Source organism: Colwellia demingiae, from assembly GCF_007954275.1.
Classification (GTDB): domain Bacteria; phylum Pseudomonadota; class Gammaproteobacteria; order Enterobacterales; family Alteromonadaceae; genus Colwellia; species Colwellia demingiae.
The window spans coordinates 41,262-59,515 of record NZ_VOLT01000012.1 but is presented as its reverse complement, the minus strand read 5'-3'; the positions used below and the strand labels follow the sequence as shown (position 1 = coordinate 59,515).

16 protein-coding genes and 2 pseudogenes are annotated in these 18,254 nt (G+C 36.7%); 11 read left to right on the top strand and 7 right to left on the bottom strand.

Annotated elements, in window-relative coordinates:
* Window positions 1-227: 227 nt before the first annotated feature.
* The 4 genes from aroK (at window position 228) to ESZ36_RS19020 (ending at window position 4,382) form a co-directional block, all read left to right on the top strand.
* Window positions 228-746 (top strand): shikimate kinase AroK, encoded by a 519-nt coding sequence (gene aroK / locus ESZ36_RS19035; protein WP_011041333.1) that lies wholly within the window; start codon window positions 228-230, stop codon window positions 744-746.
* A 34-nt stretch (window positions 747-780) separates the two neighbouring features.
* Window positions 781-1,845: a 3-dehydroquinate synthase gene (gene aroB, locus ESZ36_RS19030; protein ID WP_146790803.1), complete on the top strand. Its 1,065-nt coding sequence runs from the start codon at window positions 781-783 to the stop codon at window positions 1,843-1,845.
* 61 nt (window positions 1,846-1,906) lie between these two features.
* The gene (locus ESZ36_RS19025) at window positions 1,907-3,316 is read left to right on the top strand and encodes an SPOR domain-containing protein (RefSeq protein ID WP_146790801.1); all 1,410 of its coding nucleotides are present in this window, start codon (window positions 1,907-1,909) and stop codon (window positions 3,314-3,316) included.
* Window positions 3,317-3,572: 256 nt separating this feature from the next.
* Window positions 3,573-4,382 (top strand): Dam family site-specific DNA-(adenine-N6)-methyltransferase, encoded by an 810-nt coding sequence (locus ESZ36_RS19020; RefSeq protein ID WP_146790981.1) that lies wholly within the window; start codon window positions 3,573-3,575, stop codon window positions 4,380-4,382.
* A 399-nt stretch (window positions 4,383-4,781) separates the two neighbouring features.
* Here ESZ36_RS19020 and ESZ36_RS19015 read toward each other — a convergent pair whose 3' ends face one another.
* On the bottom strand, window positions 4,782-4,958 hold the full coding sequence (locus ESZ36_RS19015; RefSeq protein WP_146790799.1) for a DUF2970 domain-containing protein: 177 nt from the start codon (window positions 4,956-4,958) through the stop codon (window positions 4,782-4,784).
* A gap of 446 nt (window positions 4,959-5,404) precedes the next feature.
* Window positions 5,405-6,094: a TorF family putative porin gene (locus ESZ36_RS19010; protein WP_146790797.1), complete on the bottom strand. Its 690-nt coding sequence runs from the start codon at window positions 6,092-6,094 to the stop codon at window positions 5,405-5,407.
* Between the two features lie 627 nt (window positions 6,095-6,721).
* On the opposite strand from ESZ36_RS19010, the gene rpe reads away from it, so the two are divergent.
* Window positions 6,722-7,396 carry a ribulose-phosphate 3-epimerase gene (gene rpe, locus ESZ36_RS19005; RefSeq protein WP_146790795.1) on the top strand — a complete coding sequence of 225 codons (675 nt, stop codon included), beginning with the start codon at window positions 6,722-6,724 and terminating at the stop codon, window positions 7,394-7,396.
* A 58-nt stretch (window positions 7,397-7,454) separates the two neighbouring features.
* A complete protein-coding gene (trpS, locus tag ESZ36_RS19000) occupies window positions 7,455-8,462 on the top strand; it encodes a tryptophan--tRNA ligase (protein WP_146790793.1) in 1,008 nt (335 codons plus the stop codon).
* 101 nt (window positions 8,463-8,563) lie between these two features.
* Here trpS and ESZ36_RS18995 read toward each other — a convergent pair whose 3' ends face one another.
* Both ESZ36_RS18995 and ESZ36_RS18990 read right to left on the bottom strand, forming a co-directional pair.
* Entirely contained in the window at window positions 8,564-9,622 is a 1,059-nt protein-coding gene (locus ESZ36_RS18995) for an FHA domain-containing protein (protein WP_146790791.1), read from the bottom strand.
* Complete coding sequence (locus ESZ36_RS18990) at window positions 9,613-10,884, bottom strand: S1C family serine protease (RefSeq protein WP_146790789.1); 1,272 nt, start codon at window positions 10,882-10,884, stop codon at window positions 9,613-9,615. The genes ESZ36_RS18995 and ESZ36_RS18990 overlap by 10 nt, the downstream gene beginning before the upstream one ends.
* Window positions 10,885-11,100: 216 nt before the next feature.
* Here ESZ36_RS18990 and ESZ36_RS18985 point away from each other — a divergent pair, with 216 nt between their 5' ends.
* Together ESZ36_RS18985 and ESZ36_RS18980 are read left to right on the top strand one after the other, a co-directional pair.
* Window positions 11,101-12,012, top strand: coding sequence for a class D beta-lactamase (locus tag ESZ36_RS18985; protein ID WP_146790787.1), 912 nt, complete (start codon window positions 11,101-11,103; stop codon window positions 12,010-12,012).
* Between the two features lie 162 nt (window positions 12,013-12,174).
* The gene (locus tag ESZ36_RS18980; protein ID WP_146790786.1) at window positions 12,175-14,367 is read left to right on the top strand and encodes a TonB-dependent receptor; all 2,193 of its coding nucleotides are present in this window, start codon (window positions 12,175-12,177) and stop codon (window positions 14,365-14,367) included.
* Between the two features lie 188 nt (window positions 14,368-14,555).
* On the opposite strand, the gene ESZ36_RS18975 is transcribed toward ESZ36_RS18980, so the two are convergent.
* Window positions 14,556-14,864 carry a hypothetical protein gene (locus ESZ36_RS18975; RefSeq protein WP_146790784.1) on the bottom strand — a complete coding sequence of 103 codons (309 nt, stop codon included), beginning with the start codon at window positions 14,862-14,864 and terminating at the stop codon, window positions 14,556-14,558.
* 125 nt (window positions 14,865-14,989) lie between these two features.
* Here ESZ36_RS18975 and ESZ36_RS18970 point away from each other — a divergent pair, with 125 nt between their 5' ends.
* On the top strand, window positions 14,990-15,406 hold the full coding sequence (locus tag ESZ36_RS18970) for an MmcQ/YjbR family DNA-binding protein (protein ID WP_146790782.1): 417 nt from the start codon (window positions 14,990-14,992) through the stop codon (window positions 15,404-15,406).
* Between the two features lie 267 nt (window positions 15,407-15,673).
* On the opposite strand, the gene ESZ36_RS18965 is transcribed toward ESZ36_RS18970, so the two are convergent.
* Window positions 15,674-16,276: a PEP-CTERM sorting domain-containing protein gene (locus ESZ36_RS18965; RefSeq protein WP_146790780.1), complete on the bottom strand. Its 603-nt coding sequence runs from the start codon at window positions 16,274-16,276 to the stop codon at window positions 15,674-15,676.
* Window positions 16,277-16,620: 344 nt separating this feature from the next.
* Here ESZ36_RS18965 and ESZ36_RS22595 point away from each other — a divergent pair.
* A pseudogene (locus ESZ36_RS22595) lies at window positions 16,621-16,770 on the top strand (MmcQ/YjbR family DNA-binding protein); the annotation flags it as partial.
* Window positions 16,771-17,038: 268 nt separating this feature from the next.
* On the opposite strand, the gene ESZ36_RS18960 reads toward ESZ36_RS22595, so the two are convergent.
* Window positions 17,039-17,665 carry a carbonic anhydrase gene (locus ESZ36_RS18960; protein ID WP_211357813.1) on the bottom strand — a complete coding sequence of 209 codons (627 nt, stop codon included), beginning with the start codon at window positions 17,663-17,665 and terminating at the stop codon, window positions 17,039-17,041.
* 398 nt (window positions 17,666-18,063) lie between these two features.
* Between ESZ36_RS18960 and ESZ36_RS22590 the strand changes: the two are divergent.
* Window positions 18,064-18,216: pseudogene (locus tag ESZ36_RS22590) on the top strand (MmcQ/YjbR family DNA-binding protein); the annotation flags it as partial.
* Between the last annotated feature and the right edge of the window lie 38 nt (window positions 18,217-18,254).

Genomic DNA, 18,254 nt, shown 5'->3' with positions numbered 1-18,254 from the left:
GAAATCCATTAAATGCCGTGATTTTTCGTCATTTAATGGATTTTTTATTTTAATAAGAGAGTTTTTAACTAAGATAGTACTATTGTTGCTTGCAATTTATGCTTAAGACTTGCGATAATTACGCCCTTGAAATTTCCGAGGGAGACCTCTTTTGCGTCAAAAGTTCAATTTCACAGTATTTAGACTTTTGACTGTTCTGTTAACCCAACGAGTATTAAGTAAATCTAATGGCAGAAAAACGTAACATATTCCTTATAGGCCCTATGGGTGCTGGTAAAAGCACTATCGGTAGAGAAATAGCAGACCGATTACATCTTGAGTTTTTTGACTCTGACCAAGAAATAGAGCGCCGCACAGGAGCAGACATTGCTTGGGTTTTTGATCTTGAAGGTGAAGAAGGTTTCCGCAAAAGAGAAGAAACTGTCATTGAAGACCTGAGTGAGAAACACGGTATTGTTTTAGCTACGGGTGGTGGTTCAGTTATTAGCACTAATGTGCGTAATCACTTATCTGCTCGCGGTATTGTTGTATATCTTGAAACAACAATTGATAAACAAGTAGCTCGTACCCAAAGAGACCGTCGTCGTCCACTTTTACAAACATCAGAAGAGCCGCGCACAGTTTTAGAAAATTTAGCTGTTGAACGTAATCCGCTTTATGAAGATATTGCTGATATTATCGTGCAAACCGATGATCAAAGCGCCAAAGTTGTCGCTCATAAGATTATCGAGCGTCTCGACTTTTAAATTAATCAGCGTTGGAGTCTAGTAGTACCCTAATATGGCAATTCTTAATCTTGATCTAGGCGAACGCAGTTATCCTATCTATATTGATTCAGGTCTGATAAATAAAACAGATCTGCTCTCATCTCATATTCGTGCGAAACGTGTGTGTATTGTAACAAACGATATTGTTGCACCTTTATATCTGGACTCATTAAAAACGAAGTTAACCGACTTTGATGTAGATGAAGTCATACTCCCTGATGGAGAAGCTGAGAAAAACTTAGCTAATTTTGAGGTTATTATTTCCCACCTGCTTACTTACGAGCATGGCAGAGATACAACCTTAATTGCATTAGGTGGTGGAGTTATCGGTGATATAACAGGTTTTGCTGCAGCATGTTATCAGCGTGGAATTGATTTTATACAAATACCGACAACCTTGCTTTCACAAGTTGATTCGTCAGTTGGTGGAAAAACAGCGGTAAATCACCCGTTAGGTAAAAATATGGTGGGCGCATTTTACCAGCCTAAAGCTGTATTTATTGATATTAATAGCCTTACTACTTTACCTGTTCGCGAGTTTAATGCGGGAATGGCCGAAGTTATCAAGTATGGTGTGTTAGGTGATAAAGCATTTTTTTTATGGCTTGAAGATAATATTACAGCCATTAAAGCGGGTGAAAAACAAGTTTTAGCACAGATGATAGAAAAGTGCTGTCAATGTAAAGCCGATATAGTCGCTAGCGATGAGAAAGAATCAGGTGTTAGAGCACTGCTTAATCTAGGTCATACTTTTGGTCATGCTATTGAAGCCGAGCAAGGTTATGGCAAATGGTTACATGGTGAAGGCGTAGCTACTGGCATGGTACTTGCTGCTAAGTTAGCAGTAGCAATGAATTTGCTTGAAGTGTCAGAATTTCGACGCATAGAAGAGTTAATTGCAGCGTTTGATTTACCCATAACAGCTCCTAAAAATATGGGCTTCGCTGAGTTTATTCGTCATATGCGTCGAGATAAAAAAAATATCGCCGGTAAGCTTAGATTTATAATACCAACAGCTATTGGTCAATCTGAAATTCGTGACGATGTCACTCAAGATACGCTTCAAGAAATTCTATAATAATCTTTTCTCGTAGGCATGCTGTCTACGAGAAGAATTTAAAGCATAGAAAGGATTAAGCATGTCAGCATCCGCAAACTCTCATTCGACATATCAAACAACACAAAGGCTAACTGAGAGCGAATCTTCATTAGCGGATGGAAGTGTAGCTATTAGTGTTACTGCACGAATCGACTACAACTTACGATTTGCTAAACAAGCTGTGTTAGTGGTTGGTGATAATACCGAGCAATACTCACAGCTGGCTAGCCAGTTTCTTGTCAGCCTCTCAAATGTGAACCATTCTGATACTCAAGATAACCACATCAATGTGGCGTTTGTTGCAGCTTCTTCAAAATTAAATGATATTCAGATACGTTGTCGTTTAATTGAACAATTATTTGTAAATACTTTGTTTGACCCTGAGAAATCTCTAGCGGTAAGTGTTTTGGGGTTCGCCAAGCAACATGGTGAATCTATTTCTATCGTTATAGATCATGCTCATGCGCTTTCATTACAAGTTAAATATGAATTGTGTCAATTAGTGAGTTTAGCTAAAAAAAGCAAATTAACGATTAATGTTGTGCTTTTTGGTTTAACCGAAGCCGCGCAACAGTTAGCAGCTAATAAAAGTTTATTTAAGAACAAAATGGCTATTATTGATGCTGGATCTGGCCAAGTAATAGGCTTAGATGATAAAAAAATGATGATTGCAAAGAGTGCTAGTCCGATATTTTTATGGCAAAAAATAAGTTTGGTTAGTGCTATTGTACTTATTGGTGCGGCACTCACCTGGATTTATTTATTAATAGCTGAAGATGTAAATAAACAAGCGTTCAATATAAAAGAGCAAACGGTGCTGGAAAGCAGCACTTTGCAGGATTTATCATCGCTTAATGTCAACGATATTTCTGGTAATGAAAATACCAGACAAATGCAAAAGAAACAAAAGACAGCTCTGTTTGAGCAATCGGTTCATGCCAGTGAATCTTCAAATATAGTACAAGCAACAAGTGAAGAAATTAATCAGGCTTTAATGACTATTCAGTTAGTTAATGCTATTCAGAAAATACCCGCTAAAGCTGGAGATGTTCTTCAAGCATTAGCTATTGCTGATAATAAAATTGATGCTAATGTTATTGATGCTCAAAGTAAAAAAACGGTTAACCAAAATCCTGTCGCTGAAATCACTAATAATTATTATCAAAGCAAAGTAAAGGAATATGAAAATGGATATGTTATTCAGATAGCTGGCTTTTCTGATGAAAGATTATCGGAACGATTTTTGTCACTTTACCCTGAAGAAAACCTTCATAGCTATCAAAAGCAGTTGAAAGGGAAAAAATTTACCGTCATCACATCGAGAGTTTTTCCAAATAAATCTGAAGCTAAAGCAATAATTCAGTTGTTACCAATACAACTGATTGAGCGCAAACCTTGGGTCAAGTCTATTTCGTCTGTTATCAACGAAATTAATACCTTTAAGCAATAATTCAAGCTACAATCCGCCATTAAATTATTAAGTAGATCACCGCTTCGCTCTTTAGCAAGAATAATTGAGAACAAGCAAAGTTTCATAAGGTAAATTTCTATTACTCATTTTTATGATATTAGACTTCTACATATTGTTCTTGCTAAGATCTATACAAAAGAATACAACCGCTATTATTCTTCAGAAAATTACGCCAGCATAAATTACAGTATTGGCAATAAGGTCTAGAGTGAGTAAAGATACATTGCAAACTAATATGCGATCACCCTTAAAATGGGCGGGAGGCAAGAAAAGAGTTGTAGGTGAAATCCTAAAGGTTTTGCCTGTAAAAGGTAAAAAAAGACTCGTTGAACCCTTTGTTGGTGGTGGCTCTGTTTTTCTGAATATAGACTTTGATGAATATCTGTTAATTGATATGAACAAAGATCTAATCTCTCTATTTAATATCATAAAAAACCAATCTTCTAAATTTATTGCTGATGCTCAAATGTACTTTAATGGTGATTACAATCATGCTGAAAAGTATTATGAGTTACGAAAGCAGTTTAATGAAACTAACGATTCATACCAACGTTCATTACTCTTTTTGTATTTAAACCGTCATGGTTACAATGGTCTATGCCGTTACAATAAAAGTGGTGGTTACAATGTACCGTTTGGAAGATATAAGCATCCATATTTCCCCAAAGCAGAATTAGAATTTTTCTCAAAGAAGGCTCAAAAAGCAACATTTGTACAAGGTGATTTTGAAACAGCATTCGCTCAAGTTAAAAGTGACGATGTTATTTATTGTGATCCTCCGTACTCTCCAATTAATAGAACTTCAAATTTCACCGCGTATGCTGGTAATTCATTTACGGATGAAGATCAGATCAGATTGGTGGCTTGTGCTGAAAAAGCAAAGCAGCAAGGTGTCGCTACTATTATTTCTAATCATCACGTCGATTTTACTCGTGAACTTTATAAAAATGCGGATAAAAGAGAATTTTTTCAAGTACAACGCTCAATTAGCCCAAAGGGACAAGGACGAGTTAAAGTTAAAGAAGTATTAGCACTTTATAAATAAGCGCTACACTCACCACCAAGAGGCAATAGCACTGGGTTAAGTTAAGTAGTACAAGCCAGAGTTGTCTATTAGCAAGCTTAGTTACTAGTCTTTAAGTAATGAACCGCACCTACCTTCCGCTCCTACAGCAAGCCATAAGCGATAAATAACTGAGTCAGAGCCTTACAGGCTTTTGTCGCTATTAGTCGTTCAAATAGACGTAGATAGTTCCATACAACGCGATAGCAGTTAGTTATCCAAAATGTCTGTATTCGACGTAAGGGGACTTTATGTGGATTTTAAGGAGTTGTTCACTCTGGAAAAGCCTCTGTTTAATTTTGGTCACTACTGCTTACTGAAAAGGTAGTCCGAGTAGCTAATAGAAAAGTAGAGGGAAAATTTGAGGTAGAAAGTAATGGGTCAGCTTGGCATAACTAAGCTGACAACAGCTATCAAGCAAGCTATAAAAATGAGTACAGCGATGATGCCAGCAATAATAAAGTGAGAGAGTTTACCTTCTGAGAAGTCTCGTTTACGGTTACTTTCATTTTGCACACCAAAGAAAGCAGCGGCTACACTTTTGAAAGTGTTTTTCATGCTGCTTTGGATGATAAAAGCTAAACTTGCTCTAATGGAAGCTATAATGAATAAGCTCTACTAAATCTAAAAAGTGTAAATGCGTAGATTTACTTTCCCCTGACAACCACGATATCCAACTTTTGTTCGACATATTAGTGGTATGGCATGGATGATTTATATGATTCATAGGTAAGTTTGACTCTACGAGCATACATGAGCTTAGTAATTTTGCTTGTATGCTTTGACTGGCGGTATGCTTGTTCAGAGTAAATAAAATAACAATAGTAAGAGTAAAAGCAAACGATAATTGCTTAAACTTTGAAAAAGAAGAGTTTGTCATAATCCGTTTTGACATGGTTTTTTCACTGTGTACTGAAAGAGGTGAACAAGTATAACTTAAGTCCACCTCTATGTCTTTGACTGTTTATTCATCAATTAATCGAAAAAACAAGCAATGAACTTTCTTATAAATCGATATCGATAGAGTAAGAAACTGTAAACTTCATATCATCGTTATCCATATCAGTATCTGATACAGCGAAGGTGAAGCCACCTTTACTTAAACTTACGCCATAATCGCTGTAATCATCACTTTTGTAGTCATCATCGAAAGAGTAATCACCCACGTGTAACCCTAAAGTTAAACCTTCAGTAACTTCAAATTCAGCATCAGCAGAAATATATAACGCACTATCCGCCCATTTAGCGCCATCATCATTATTTACACCGTAGTTAGCCGAAACTGAAAAATATGAGTAGCTCAATGAACCGTATACTTCACCAAAATCATATTCATTAGCGCTGTCAGTTTGTGCTGAATCAGGATAAGCATAATAGATATAACCAACATCGTAACCAACACCTTGACCTAGTTCACCACCAAAACCTAAATAAAAGTCTAGTTCGGCACTTGCATCATCACCAAAATCTACATTAGAAGCCCAAGTACCAGCATAAAATCCTGATTGATGTTCATAGTCAATACCACCAGAAATAGCAGCAGCATCATCAGTTTGTGTTACGCCACGCCATAAATAGTTACTAGTTGCTCCAACATTTGCAGACAACCCTTCAACAGCAAATGCTGAAGATGTTGCAAGAGAACCTGTTATTAGAGCGGAAGCGAGTGTGATATTTAATAGTGTATTTTTCATATTATTCTCATTGTGTGAAAGTTATTAGATTAGTTAAGGGTAATTTAATGCTAATTTGATAATTGCAAAGTTAATGCCTGAGTTTAATTTAGATATCATTTAAAATTTTATTTATAAAAAACAATTAACTATAAGGGTTTTGCTTGCTTGGGTTATTTCTTAACAAGTGCAGAGGTGCGCTTTTTTGGTGCGTTAATTTAAGCCATGTTCAAAAGAAGTGCGTTATGGCATTCATTTAAGCTAATCTCAGTTGGGCTATTCGCATTTAGATAATGCTTGGGCATATACCCGTTATCAATCAAGATGCATGTTTCAGAGTGCTTGAGCCATTTCAATTCAAGGCGCTATGATGAAATAATGGTTATTCAGGAGAATATGCTCCTGCATTCTCTAATAGGCTACATCCATGTAGCGTCCTTATAAATCACAGCAAGGATAAAGTGATGTTGATCGAGCGCTTCTTCGTTGGGTTTAAAATGACTTTATACGGCGTTAAATAATCAAAGCATAGAATAACTATGCTTAAATCATTTTCCTTGCCTAAAGTCATTTTAATTCCCACTGAAATCGTGCACTTTGAATGGTAACGGGTATAATAGCGGCATATTTTTTTAGGAAATTTTGCTCATGTCACCATTTTTAATTGCCCCCTCTATATTATCTGCCGACTTTGCTCGCTTAGGTGATGATGTTGCTAAAGTCCTAGCGGCAGGCGCTGACGTTGTTCATTTTGACGTGATGGATAATCACTTTGTCCCAAATTTAACGTTTGGCCCGATGATATGTAAGTCATTACGTGACTACGGCATAACGGCACCGATTGATGTCCATTTAATGGTTAAGAATGTTGATACACTCATTCCAGGCTTTGCTGAAGCGGGTGCAGACATAATCACTTTCCATCCTGAAGCCAGTGACCATATCGACAGAAGCTTACAGCTAATAAAAGACAATGGTTGTAAAGCAGGCTTAGTATTAAATCCAGCGACACCTTTGCATTGTTTAGACTTTGTTATGGATAAGCTTGACGTTATTTTATTAATGTCAGTAAACCCGGGTTTTGGTGGTCAATCTTTTATTCCTACAACACTAGATAAGTTGCGTTTGGTAAAAGAAAAGATTAAGCAAAGTGGCTATGACATTCGCTTACAAGTTGATGGTGGTGTTAAAGCCAATAATATTGCTGAAATTGCTGATGCAGGAGCTGATATGTTTGTTGCTGGCTCGGCAATATTTTCTCAAGATGACTATAAAGTAGCAATCGATGAAATGCGCAGCGAGTTAGCGAAAGTTTCGCAATAAACATTAAGTAAACATAAGCAAAAACAAGTAAAGCATTCAGAATTTAAAGGGTATAAAAATGACAAGTAAACCTATTGTATTAAGTGGCTGTCAGCCGTCAGGCGAGTTAACTATTGGTAATTATTTAGGCGCATTAAAGCAATGGGTTAATATGCAGTCAACTCACGAATGTTACTACATGTTGGTAGATCAACATGCTATTACCGTTCGTCCTAAGGCTGAAGATTTACGCAATGCAACCTTAGACGGCTTAGCACTCTACTTAGCTTGTGGAGTTGATCCCGAGCAAAGTACTATTTTTATTCAATCGCATGTTCCAGCACATGCACAATTGAGTTGGGTGCTGAACTGTTATACCCAAATGGGTGAGTTAAATCGTATGACTCAATACAAAGATAAATCGCAAAAATCTGAAGCCAATATGAATTCAGGTTTATTTACTTACCCAGTATTAATGGCTGCTGATATTCTTCTTTACGGTGCTGACCGTGTTCCTGTCGGTGATGATCAAAAGCAGCATTTAGAGTTAGCTAGAGATATTGCTACGCGCTTTAATAATCTTTATGGTGATATTTTCACAGTACCAGATCCGTTTATTCCTGAGCACGGTGCTCGTGTAATGAGTTTGCTTGAACCCACTAAAAAAATGTCTAAATCTGATACTAACCCAGGTAATTTCATTGGTTTATTAGAAGACCCTAAAAAGGTTGCTAAGAAAATTAAACGTGCAGTTACTGATTCTGATGAACAAGCTCGCATATATTATAATCTTGAAGAAAAACCAGGTGTATCAAACTTATTGTCACTATTGTCTTGTGCCACAGGTAAAAGTGTTGCCGACTTAGTGCCCGCCTATGAAGATAAAATGTATGGTCATTTAAAAGGTGATGTTGCAGATGCAGTAGTAGCTTTGTTAGAGCCAATTCAAACTAAATTCCATCAATACCGTGCAGACACAGCATTCTTAGAGCAAGTTATGCGTAATGGTGCTGAAAAAGCTTCTGCCCGAGCTAACATAGTACTTGCTTCAGTATACGAAGCGGTAGGTTTTATTCCTCGCCCATAAGCTGTAACGCTGAGCTATTCAGTAATTATTAAAACAAAAAAAGCTTATTTTCATAAAGGAAATAAGCTTTTTTATTGTCGTTTTATTGTTTAATTTAGTTGCTAGTTTTCTTCTAAAGCAGCTTCACTTGCTTGTTCAAATAAAGCATTACTTTGTTTAACAAAATTGTCAACGCTGTTACTAGGCGCTATTAAAAATACAGGTGCCATTATGGTGGCATTATAATTAGGGTGTGGATTAAACTCTCGCTTTTTACTGTATTGCAATAAATAAGTGCCGCCGAACAATAATGCAGTAATACTGATGGCTACGACAATTCTTCGTTTAGCGCTCATATGAAAACCAATATAACTATTTAACCAGAACAAGCTAAAAGCTAATAAAATAGGCAGTAACGTAATTATTAAGCCTAAGGCGGAGTTACTAGCCGAATTAAAGGCAACAATCTCCTCTAGTAAATCACTGAACCACATAAGGATGAAAAAGACAAAGCTGATACCAAACTGAGCTAATATCCTCGGTTCATTCTTAGTGAGATGCGAGACTAAGGCAACGCCTGCAGGCCATAGAGAAAATAATAAGCTCATACTAAAAGCGCTAACAAATAACTGACTTATATTCGTTTCTACTTGTTGGTTTAAATAGGAAATATTACCGGCTATTAGCATAAACAAAGCGACACTAATAAAGACAGCAATAGGATGTCGGATTAAATCAATAAGGGACTCAAACGGGCTAAGTGCAATAGTGTCTGATACTTGATGATCACTAAATAGTACTCTTAATTGGCTCTTCCCTAAAATGATGACATCGCCGTCGTTAATCACTTGTTGATGAGCATCTTGCCGTTCATCTAGGTTGTTCTCTAATAAAGTCCCATTAACTGAGTTGTTGTCGCTAAGGTGCCAGATGCCTTGAGAATACTTTAATGAGAGATGCTTCGGACAAATATGCGGGTCAGTTAAAATAATATCATTCTGGTAATTTCGGCCAATAGACACTTCATTTTGGCTTAATTTATGACGATGTATCAGTTTATGATTACGACTGATTTCTTCAATTATTATATCACCTTTCTCGATTGACAAATCATCGTTTTTACTCTGTTTCCTTGGTTCTGTTTCTGTAGTGTAATCTTCAGCACATTGAGTTACTTCCATGACACAGCCTCCATAAATTTACTGGTAAATGCCATAGCATTTTCTTGGCTGACTCCAGCGATAGTAAAATGACTCACTAACGCTTGTTGATTCTTATCGACACTAGCTCCTAAATACAAAACATCAAATAATCCAGGGAACTCTTTATAAGCACGTGTACAGAAAATACTTTTGTTATTAATCGTTTTATCTGTATTAGCGGTACTGGAAGGGGTAACTACATCATGGTGGCATTGATACTCACTGACATCATTTTTTCCTGCTCTATTACCTGCACCTGCTCGGGCTATCTGTTGTTGGTATAAATGATAAAACTTATTATCACTTAAGTTCTTTGCCTGCATATAACGAAATTCAATTTCCACACTGCCGGTAAAAAAATGTGATGAAAGATAGGTGTTTTCATCGAGCGAGCAATTTGCAATGGCTGCTAAAATAAGGGCATCGCTTTTATCTGCATTGGAATCGCCCCAGCAACGAATAAAAGGTACTTCGATAATTGGGATCATCGCTTTACCTGCCAGCTCTTTGTTTTGCCAAGTATTATTCAGTAGTGCTTTCATTAGCTTGTTTTGGTTAGCTAATAACTGTTCAGCCATTTGTTGTTTAATATCGGTTGGTGCTTCTTTGTTGTAGTCATTAAAAAGCTTAACCAATTTATCATGAGGTACTAAAAAACCAATTTGGTTACCTGATGTGGCAACATTGATACCCACGACCTTTTCAGATTTGTTAACGACTGGCCCGCCACTCATACCTGAGTTAATAGAGCCAGTGAAGTGAATGCGTTCATTAAACGATTCTTTTTTTAAACCGTTATAAGTGCCAGGTACCACAATCATACCTAAATCATGAGGGTTACCTAAGGCAAACAACTTTTCGCCCTTAGTAGGTTTTTGATCAGAGAGCATGAAATAAGGCATTTCACCGTCCACTTGGCGTTTTACTAACGCCAAATCATTAATGACATCAACACTAACCAAGTCCACTTCAGCCATTTTTCCTTGGTGATCTAAGTACTCAATGCGATATTTTTCAGGATGACGGGCATAGCTAGATATCACATGATAGTTGGTTGCAATAATGCCATCGCTACTGATTTGAAAACCAGAGCCAATAGAGGACTTCTCTCCACTGGCTTTATCAATTAATTTTATTTGGTAAAGAGATGGGGTGAGTTGAGCAAATATTTCTTCAGCTTGCTCAGTGGCAAAAGTAGTAGAACTTAATAATATAAAAACTAAGGTAAAAAAAGCTTTCATTCATCTTCCTGTTGATAACCTATCTAACCATTGTGACACTAAAATTGTATTTGTCACCTTATCAATGACATAAATCTGCTTGCTTGATTTATGTCATTGTTTCCCATGTTGAAGCCGCGTATGATTTTTCTTTTATGTATGCCCGTTATGCTTCAAGATGCAAGTTCAGTAGATCGGCTATAATTTCCTATTCAGTTTTCCTATAAAGAGGTTTGTGTGAAAAAAGTTATCTGTATTGTTAGTGCATTAGCACTGAACAGTTTTACCCAGCAAGCAGTTGCCAGCAATGAACTTTGTCTTGCTAGTAATAATGATTGTACTTTTGTTTTACTTAGTGAAAAGAAAAGTGAGGCGATGACACAAGTAGTCAGTGAAACCACTAGTGAGGATGTAAATACATACAGTAGTGCCAAAGTGACTCAAGGTTCATCATACACAGAAGAAAATGAGATGCTTTCACTGGTAAATGAAGAGAGAGCAAAACAACGCTTATCTCCTTTCTCGACCTTCAAAATAACTAACAGTCTCATCGCATTGGATAGTAAGCAGATAGCTAGCGCGCAACAAGTGTTAACGTTTGATAAAGAAAAATATCCAGTACAAGCCTGGTGGCCATCAGTTTGGAAGCTTAAAGAGTATGACCTTACCACCGCATTTAAATTTTCTATGGTTGCCATTTATCGACAAATAGCGACGGATATTGGACAAGATAAAATGCAGTCTTATGTCTCAAAATTCAATTACGGAAATCAGGATATTTCCTCTGGGTTAGACAACTTTTGGCTTAATGGCAGTATGAAAATATCAGCATTAGAGCAAGTACATTTTTTACAAAAAATGCATCGCGGACAATTGGGTATAAGTCAGCACAGCATTGATACGCTAAAAGAAGTTATGTTAGTAGAAAATAATGCTAACTATTCACTCTATGCAAAAACGGGAGCAGGTAGAGCAAATGGCGATGATAAGAGTAGTAAGGCCATGCTAGGTTGGTATGTTGGCTTTGTTGAAAATGCGAAAGGTGTGCATTACTTTGCCTTTAACTTTACGCGAGGCAGCTATGCAGAAATGAAAGCCGTTCGTGTTGAAATTGCTAGAAATCATTTGAAAAAAGCAGGTGTTATTTAATATTTTTTATTGAGCAACTTCTGCTTATTTGACCTAGCGCAACTAAGCGAGTTTTAAGGTGCGACACTTTGTCGCACATTGCCCAATTCCATTTGTTTCCGAATGTAATCACTTACAAAATAGCGCTATACCAATTCTATTTTACCTGTAAGTGAAGATCACATGAATTTTACTCTAACCCCTCTTGCTCTTGCTGTTAACCTCGTTGTCTTAGGCAGCAGTGCTGTGGCGCTTCCTGCCTTAGCAAATAATGCTCAAGGCACGATTAAAGATATTGAAGTTATCACTATCTCAAATCAGCGTCATAATTCACTAGTAGACAATCAAAGTTATGCGCAAGGTAAAACTACCGAAGCTGATTTAGCCAATTGGTTAGCTTCTGTCCCCGGCGCGAATATTAACAGTAATGGCCCAATTACAGGCATAGCTCAGTACCGTGGTTTATTCGGCGACAGAGTTGCTACTACACTGGATGGTCATCCTATTATTGGTGCGGGTCCTAACGCTATGGACACCCCCTTAAGTTATTCAGCACCACTCATTGTCGATTCAATGACTGTATATCGCGGCATTGCGCCAGTTTCTGCTGGCATGAGTACGATAGGCGGTGCTATCGATATTTCAATGCGTAAAGCAGAAGTCCTGAATTCAGAAAATGTCCACGTATCAGGTGACTTGCAAGCAGGCTATCGCAGTAATAATAGCGCGAGCACACTTTCAGGTGTAACCAACATCGCTAAAGGTGATGTTGCGGTATTACTTTATGGTAATACACAAGCCGGCGATAGCATGGAAAGCGGTGACGGAACGGTTATTGAACCAACTGATTTTGATAAAACTCAAGCAGGCTTTGATGTAAGACATTCTACAGAAAATAATACTGTGGGTTTGAGTTATCACTATACCAAAACGACTGACTCAGGCACGCCAGCGCTACCAATGGATATTGAATATATAGAAAGTAGTCGAATTAATTTAGATGGTGATTTTCAACTAGGACAATGGCAAGGCGAATGGTCAGTAGGCTATTTAGATGCTGATCATGGCATGACTAACTTTTTGATGCGTGCCCATGACCCAATGAAAAAACGTCGCAATACTGCACTTGCAGACACGACAGATTTTAAATTTGTACTTAATCGTGAGTTCAGCTTTGGTGAATTGAGTTTTGGTGTCGATGGCTATCTTGCAACGCACGACTCAGTTATTACAAACCCAACAAATGCTATGTTTGAAGTGGTCAACTTTAACAATGTGCAAGATGATCGTTTTGGCTTTTTTACTGAATGGCAAAATCAGTATGGAGAAACTACTGTTCAGTTAGGCGTTAGAGTAAAACATGCACTATCAAATGCTGATGAAGTTAGTGGTAATATGGCGATGAATATGGTGATAGACGACATGAATTCGGGAATGGGTGACATGAACTCAGGAATGGATGATATGAATTCAGCTATGATGCCAAGTATGGGAAGTTTATTAAGTGATCTTGAGGGTGATTTTAATAATGCAGAGCGCAAAGTTTCAGACACTAATGTAGATATAGCCTTAAGTACTCAAACGCAACTAAGTGAAACTTTATCACTTTATGTTGGTGTGGGTATGAAAAACCGTGCGCCATCATACCAAGAGCGTTACTTATGGACACCAATGGAATCTACAGGTGGCTTAGCAGATGGTCATACTTATATTGGTGATATTGACCTTGAATCAGAGACAGCGTATCAAGGTGATCTTGGTTTAACTTGGCAATCAAGTGACTTTATGATTGCACCACATGTATTTTATCAAAGTATTGATAATTACATTCAAGGCACGCCACTGGATATGGACGATGCATCAGCGAAAATGATGGCATCGATGATGTCTAAAGATAACAATCCTCTTAAATTTAGCAATGTTGATGCTAAGTTATACGGCGCAGATGTTAATTGGTATTACAACCTTACAGATAACTTCCAATTATCGGGAATCGCCAGCTATGTTAAAGGTGAACGCCGTGATATTGATGATAACTTATACCGTATTGCACCACTTAATGGCCAAGTAAGCGTTAGTTACCATAATGAAAATGTTATCACCAACTTAACGCTAGTTGCTGTTGCGGCACAAGATGATGTTTCTGCAACGAATACCGAGCAGGCAACATCTGGCTATGGTTTGGTTAACATTGATGTTGAGTATTTTGTCACGAATGATTTTACCTTACGTGGTGGTGTTGATAACCTACTTGATAGAGAATATCAAAATCACTTAGGTGGCTATAATCGTGTTAAAGAAGTTGGTACGCCAGTAATGGATAGATTGCCAAGTGAAGGTTTGAGCGCATGGGTAGAAGCGACATACTCTTTTTAATGACGCTTTATTGAGTTGATGATGTAAATAATTTAGCTAACAAAATCGACTGAGATAAATTATAAAAGCCTTTACTTTTTTAACGTAAAGGCTTTTTTGTTTGTATAGTGAACAGGGAGAATTTCATTGTAAAAGTAGTCTAATCATTGAAGAGTTATTAACTATTTTAAAGCTAGTGTACTTTACCGCTATTTTATAGGCTGCTTTTTATGGAATAGCGTGTGAAATATTTCACTAAAACTAGCGCTTATCAGCCAATAATGCCATGGCTTACTCGTCATGGTACTTATCTTTAGCGAAGCATGACCTTTATTCAGGTTTAACTGAACCTGCTGAAATATAGCTTCTTGTTTCTTAACTTCTCGACGCTCGCTAGCCTCATTGGCACGTTCAGCAAACTGTTTTCTTTTTTCAGCATCCATCTGAGATAAAATACTGACAACATTGGTTGAGTTTTTACCTTTAACTTTTTTCTTTGGTTTTGGTGTACTACACATAAGTTCACCTGCTATAAAAAATGAATTTATACTATAGAAGAACCTAACACTGGGATTTATATTTCATCTATTATTGAATTGCGATAAATTATCAGTCAGGACTATAACAGCTAAGGAATTAAGTGATGACTGATAGCCTAGATCATACTCAAGCCGAGCACTATTTACTAAACAAGCCTGAAGCCAAGTTAGACTTTCCATTTGGTGAGGAAGTTAAAGTATTTAAAGTGAAAAATAAAATGTTTGCGACGCTGGCAATTGGAAAAATGGGTAAGGGCGATGATGAAACTGCTTCTTCAGAGAAGGGAAGCTGGTGGATGAACTTAAAGTGTGATCCAGATGAAGCCGTTATGCTACGTGATATATTTCCATCGATTATTCCAGGTTATCACATGAATAAAAAACTCTGGAATACAGTAATTCTTGATGGCTCTATCCCACAAGGTGAGATAGAACGTATGATGGATAACTCTTATTTGTTGGTGGTTGGTAAAATGACCAAGAAAGATCAGCAATCGATTCTTTTACATATAGGTACATAAGCTTTCTTACTTTTAAGGCCTACTAATCACTAAAATAGGACATTTTTAGGATCAATGTTTGTTCACAAAACTCTAAAGTCTACGTGAGTAGTGTGAACTTTCAGTTGAAATACCTGAAGACTTTAACTCATATCGTATAACAAAGGAGTAGTTATCCTATAGTGATGGTTTGGTGAAGAAATCACTTCTATTATCAATCACTAGATACAAAAAAACATCAATCATTACAATTGATGTTTTTCTAGAGTCAAATATTAAAAAACTATATTAAGACTGTCTCTTAAATCGACGTGATGCTAAACCAATCATTCCTAATGCAAAAATAGCAAGTGTTGATGGTTCAGGTATTGGTTTTACATCCGCAGTTACTTTTACTGAGGCGCGAAATGCACCTGGTCCACCGCGATTTCCTACATTGAATGAAAGAACATTAAGGCCAGCAACAAAAGCACTCGACCCAGGCCCTGCTGATAAAGCATGTAAAACATTAAAATTATTTGTAACAACGTCAGGTAAACTCGAAATCAAATTCCCATTTAGAAAAACACTTCCGACGTTATCAACACCCCAAAGACCAGAGAGTTCGGCTGTCAAGACATCAAAGCCTGCGAGTGAAAATGAGAAAGTAAAATCCAATGGATTCGCTATGCCATCTGAATTAGCTAAATCCCAGACCCAATCCGAAGCCGGTGTCGTTGCGCCATCGAAGTAAGCGCTGTGGGCAACATCAACTGAAGTGCCACCATTTAGAATGATATTTCCTGCACCTGTTGAACCAGTGCCGCCTTCTAAAATTAAGGTTGCATTAGCCAATCCACTCACTGTCAAAATAAGTACTGCACAAGCCATTTTCAAAAAATTAAATTTCATTTGATGTTCCTTATAAACCCTTTAAAAATAAATTTTAAAGGTAATACTTAAAGTTAAAATTTGTTACTTAACTCATTAAAAAGCAAAAAATAGGCCAGTATATTAATAATCAGTAAATTCATATAGATAAGCTTATAGGCTATCATTTTCTATATGAAATTGTAAAATAATCGAACACTAAAAATATAATAGCCAGTTAGTTTTGCGTATAGATAAGGTATAAAACTGATCAGTAAGATCCGCTTCCATATCAAAGTGAGTATTAGAACTTATAATATTGAATGATGAAATAAGCAGGCTTTATGGCAAAAAATGACTTTAATCTTATAAGTTGATTGTTGTTTATGAACAAAAAATTGTGGAATACGATCATCCTTGATGGCTCAATCCCCCAAGGTGAAGTTGAGCGCATGATGGATAACTCGTTTAAGCTAGTAGTGAGCAAAATGACCAAGAAAGAGCAACAGTCAATTCTTTTACATATAGGTACATAGTTTCTATTCGATGAGCTTTACTATTATTAGTTTCACAAAAAGTAATGGTTTCTGTATGGGATTAGTATTTTTTTGGTTTTCTCGTAATAGAGAGAATAAAAAGGTTTACCTTTAAAGTTAGATAATAAGCCTCGTTATTTATATTTTAATAAGTGACAAGGTTTAGTTGATTTTGAACCTGGATATCTCAGAGAAACGATGGAAAAGGATCGGCACGATTACTACTTCACCTTTTACAGTATTTACATATACATAAGAGCCTATTAAGTTACTGCAAAATTACTCTGGCATTAATCGGCTGAGTTGGGCGGTTGGTATCAGTACCTATAACATTATGAAATTTATCTATTTGTTCTTGAGAAGCTTCGATGGTGTCCTTTAAAATAAACCATCTAACCCCTTCTGTACAAGGCGGTGTGGTCAATGAACCATTTAGGCGGTAATAAGATTTTTTCTCTGGCAATAACTTTACTTTTGTTAATGCATTAATGAGCATTTTCTTACTTTGATTAGCTTCTGGCATGTCTTTCCACATTTGAGCCAGTTCAGGATTGCTTTTACCTACTTCAAACATTACTCCAATAACTGCTAAACGCGCATCTTGATCAGCATGAACAAAATGTACTTCTAATGGAAACGACTTACTATCTATTGTATGTTCACTGGGTGCATGAAAATGAAACTGTAATAAATTAAAGCTACCTGCATCGTTAGTGAATGTATTATTACCTTTGATATTTGCTTGGATAGTATGTCCATTATTGACCATATCAATCTCACTAATATGAGGATTCAGTACAAGGGGGGGTAGGTCTGCTTCTATTACATTATCTGTAACAATATTTACTGGAGATTGGTTTACGCCGCTACTGCATAAAGCATACTCACTTGACAAGTCCCCCCAATAAATAGCAGCCTGTTTACCTGTTTACCTGTATATCCCCAACTTCCATCACCCGCCATAACTGTAAACGGCATGCTAGCTATAATTAGGTGTGCTAATTTAAATTTCATTTTTTTCTCCAAAATATAATTAGATAAATAGATGTGATAAATCATGGTAATACAGCTTATTTTTAGCATGTTACGTCTCTGATAGCCATGTTAATTAATTATACTATAGAGAAATTATGAAGTAGGTAAATATGATGTTTTTGGTATTGGCTATGTAAAGAATATCTCAAATATAAGGAGCGATTTCCTGAATTATAGCCAAAATAAAACAGGGGAAGGATTTTCAGATTTCAGAATCTTTTTAGTAAAATTAATCTATATTTTATAGGTTGATTGTTGCACATGAATAAAAAACTCTGGAATACAGTAATTCTTGATGGTTCTATCCCACAAGGTGAGATAGAACGCATGATGGATAACTCATTCAAGTTAGTGGTCAGTAAAATGACCAAGAAAGATCAGCAGTCAATTCTTTTACATCTAGGTACATAACCTTTGAATCTTTGATTTGTTATTTATCGTATGAGCAT

Excerpts from the sequence above, each read along its gene's own strand:
- aroK (WP_011041333.1), top strand. The coding sequence starts at position 228 with ATGGCAGAAAAACGTAACATATTCCTTATAGGCCCTATGGGTGCTGGT.
- aroB (WP_146790803.1), top strand. The coding sequence starts at position 781 with ATGGCAATTCTTAATCTTGATCTAGGCGAACGCAGTTATCCTATCTAT.
- ESZ36_RS19025 (WP_146790801.1), top strand. The coding sequence starts at position 1,907 with ATGTCAGCATCCGCAAACTCTCATTCGACATATCAAACAACACAAAGG.
- ESZ36_RS19020 (WP_146790981.1), top strand. The coding sequence starts at position 3,573 with ATGCGATCACCCTTAAAATGGGCGGGAGGCAAGAAAAGAGTTGTAGGT.
- ESZ36_RS19015 (WP_146790799.1), bottom strand. The coding sequence starts at position 4,958 with ATGAAAAACACTTTCAAAAGTGTAGCCGCTGCTTTCTTTGGTGTGCAA.
- ESZ36_RS19010 (WP_146790797.1), bottom strand. The coding sequence starts at position 6,094 with ATGAAAAATACACTATTAAATATCACACTCGCTTCCGCTCTAATAACA.
- rpe (WP_146790795.1), top strand. The coding sequence starts at position 6,722 with ATGTCACCATTTTTAATTGCCCCCTCTATATTATCTGCCGACTTTGCT.
- trpS (WP_146790793.1), top strand. The coding sequence starts at position 7,455 with ATGACAAGTAAACCTATTGTATTAAGTGGCTGTCAGCCGTCAGGCGAG.
- ESZ36_RS18995 (WP_146790791.1), bottom strand. The coding sequence starts at position 9,622 with ATGGAAGTAACTCAATGTGCTGAAGATTACACTACAGAAACAGAACCA.
- ESZ36_RS18990 (WP_146790789.1), bottom strand. The coding sequence starts at position 10,884 with ATGAAAGCTTTTTTTACCTTAGTTTTTATATTATTAAGTTCTACTACT.
- ESZ36_RS18980 (WP_146790786.1), top strand. The coding sequence starts at position 12,175 with ATGAATTTTACTCTAACCCCTCTTGCTCTTGCTGTTAACCTCGTTGTC.
- ESZ36_RS18975 (WP_146790784.1), bottom strand. The coding sequence starts at position 14,864 with ATGTGTAGTACACCAAAACCAAAGAAAAAAGTTAAAGGTAAAAACTCA.
- ESZ36_RS18970 (WP_146790782.1), top strand. The coding sequence starts at position 14,990 with ATGACTGATAGCCTAGATCATACTCAAGCCGAGCACTATTTACTAAAC.
- ESZ36_RS18965 (WP_146790780.1), bottom strand. The coding sequence starts at position 16,276 with ATGAAATTTAATTTTTTGAAAATGGCTTGTGCAGTACTTATTTTGACA.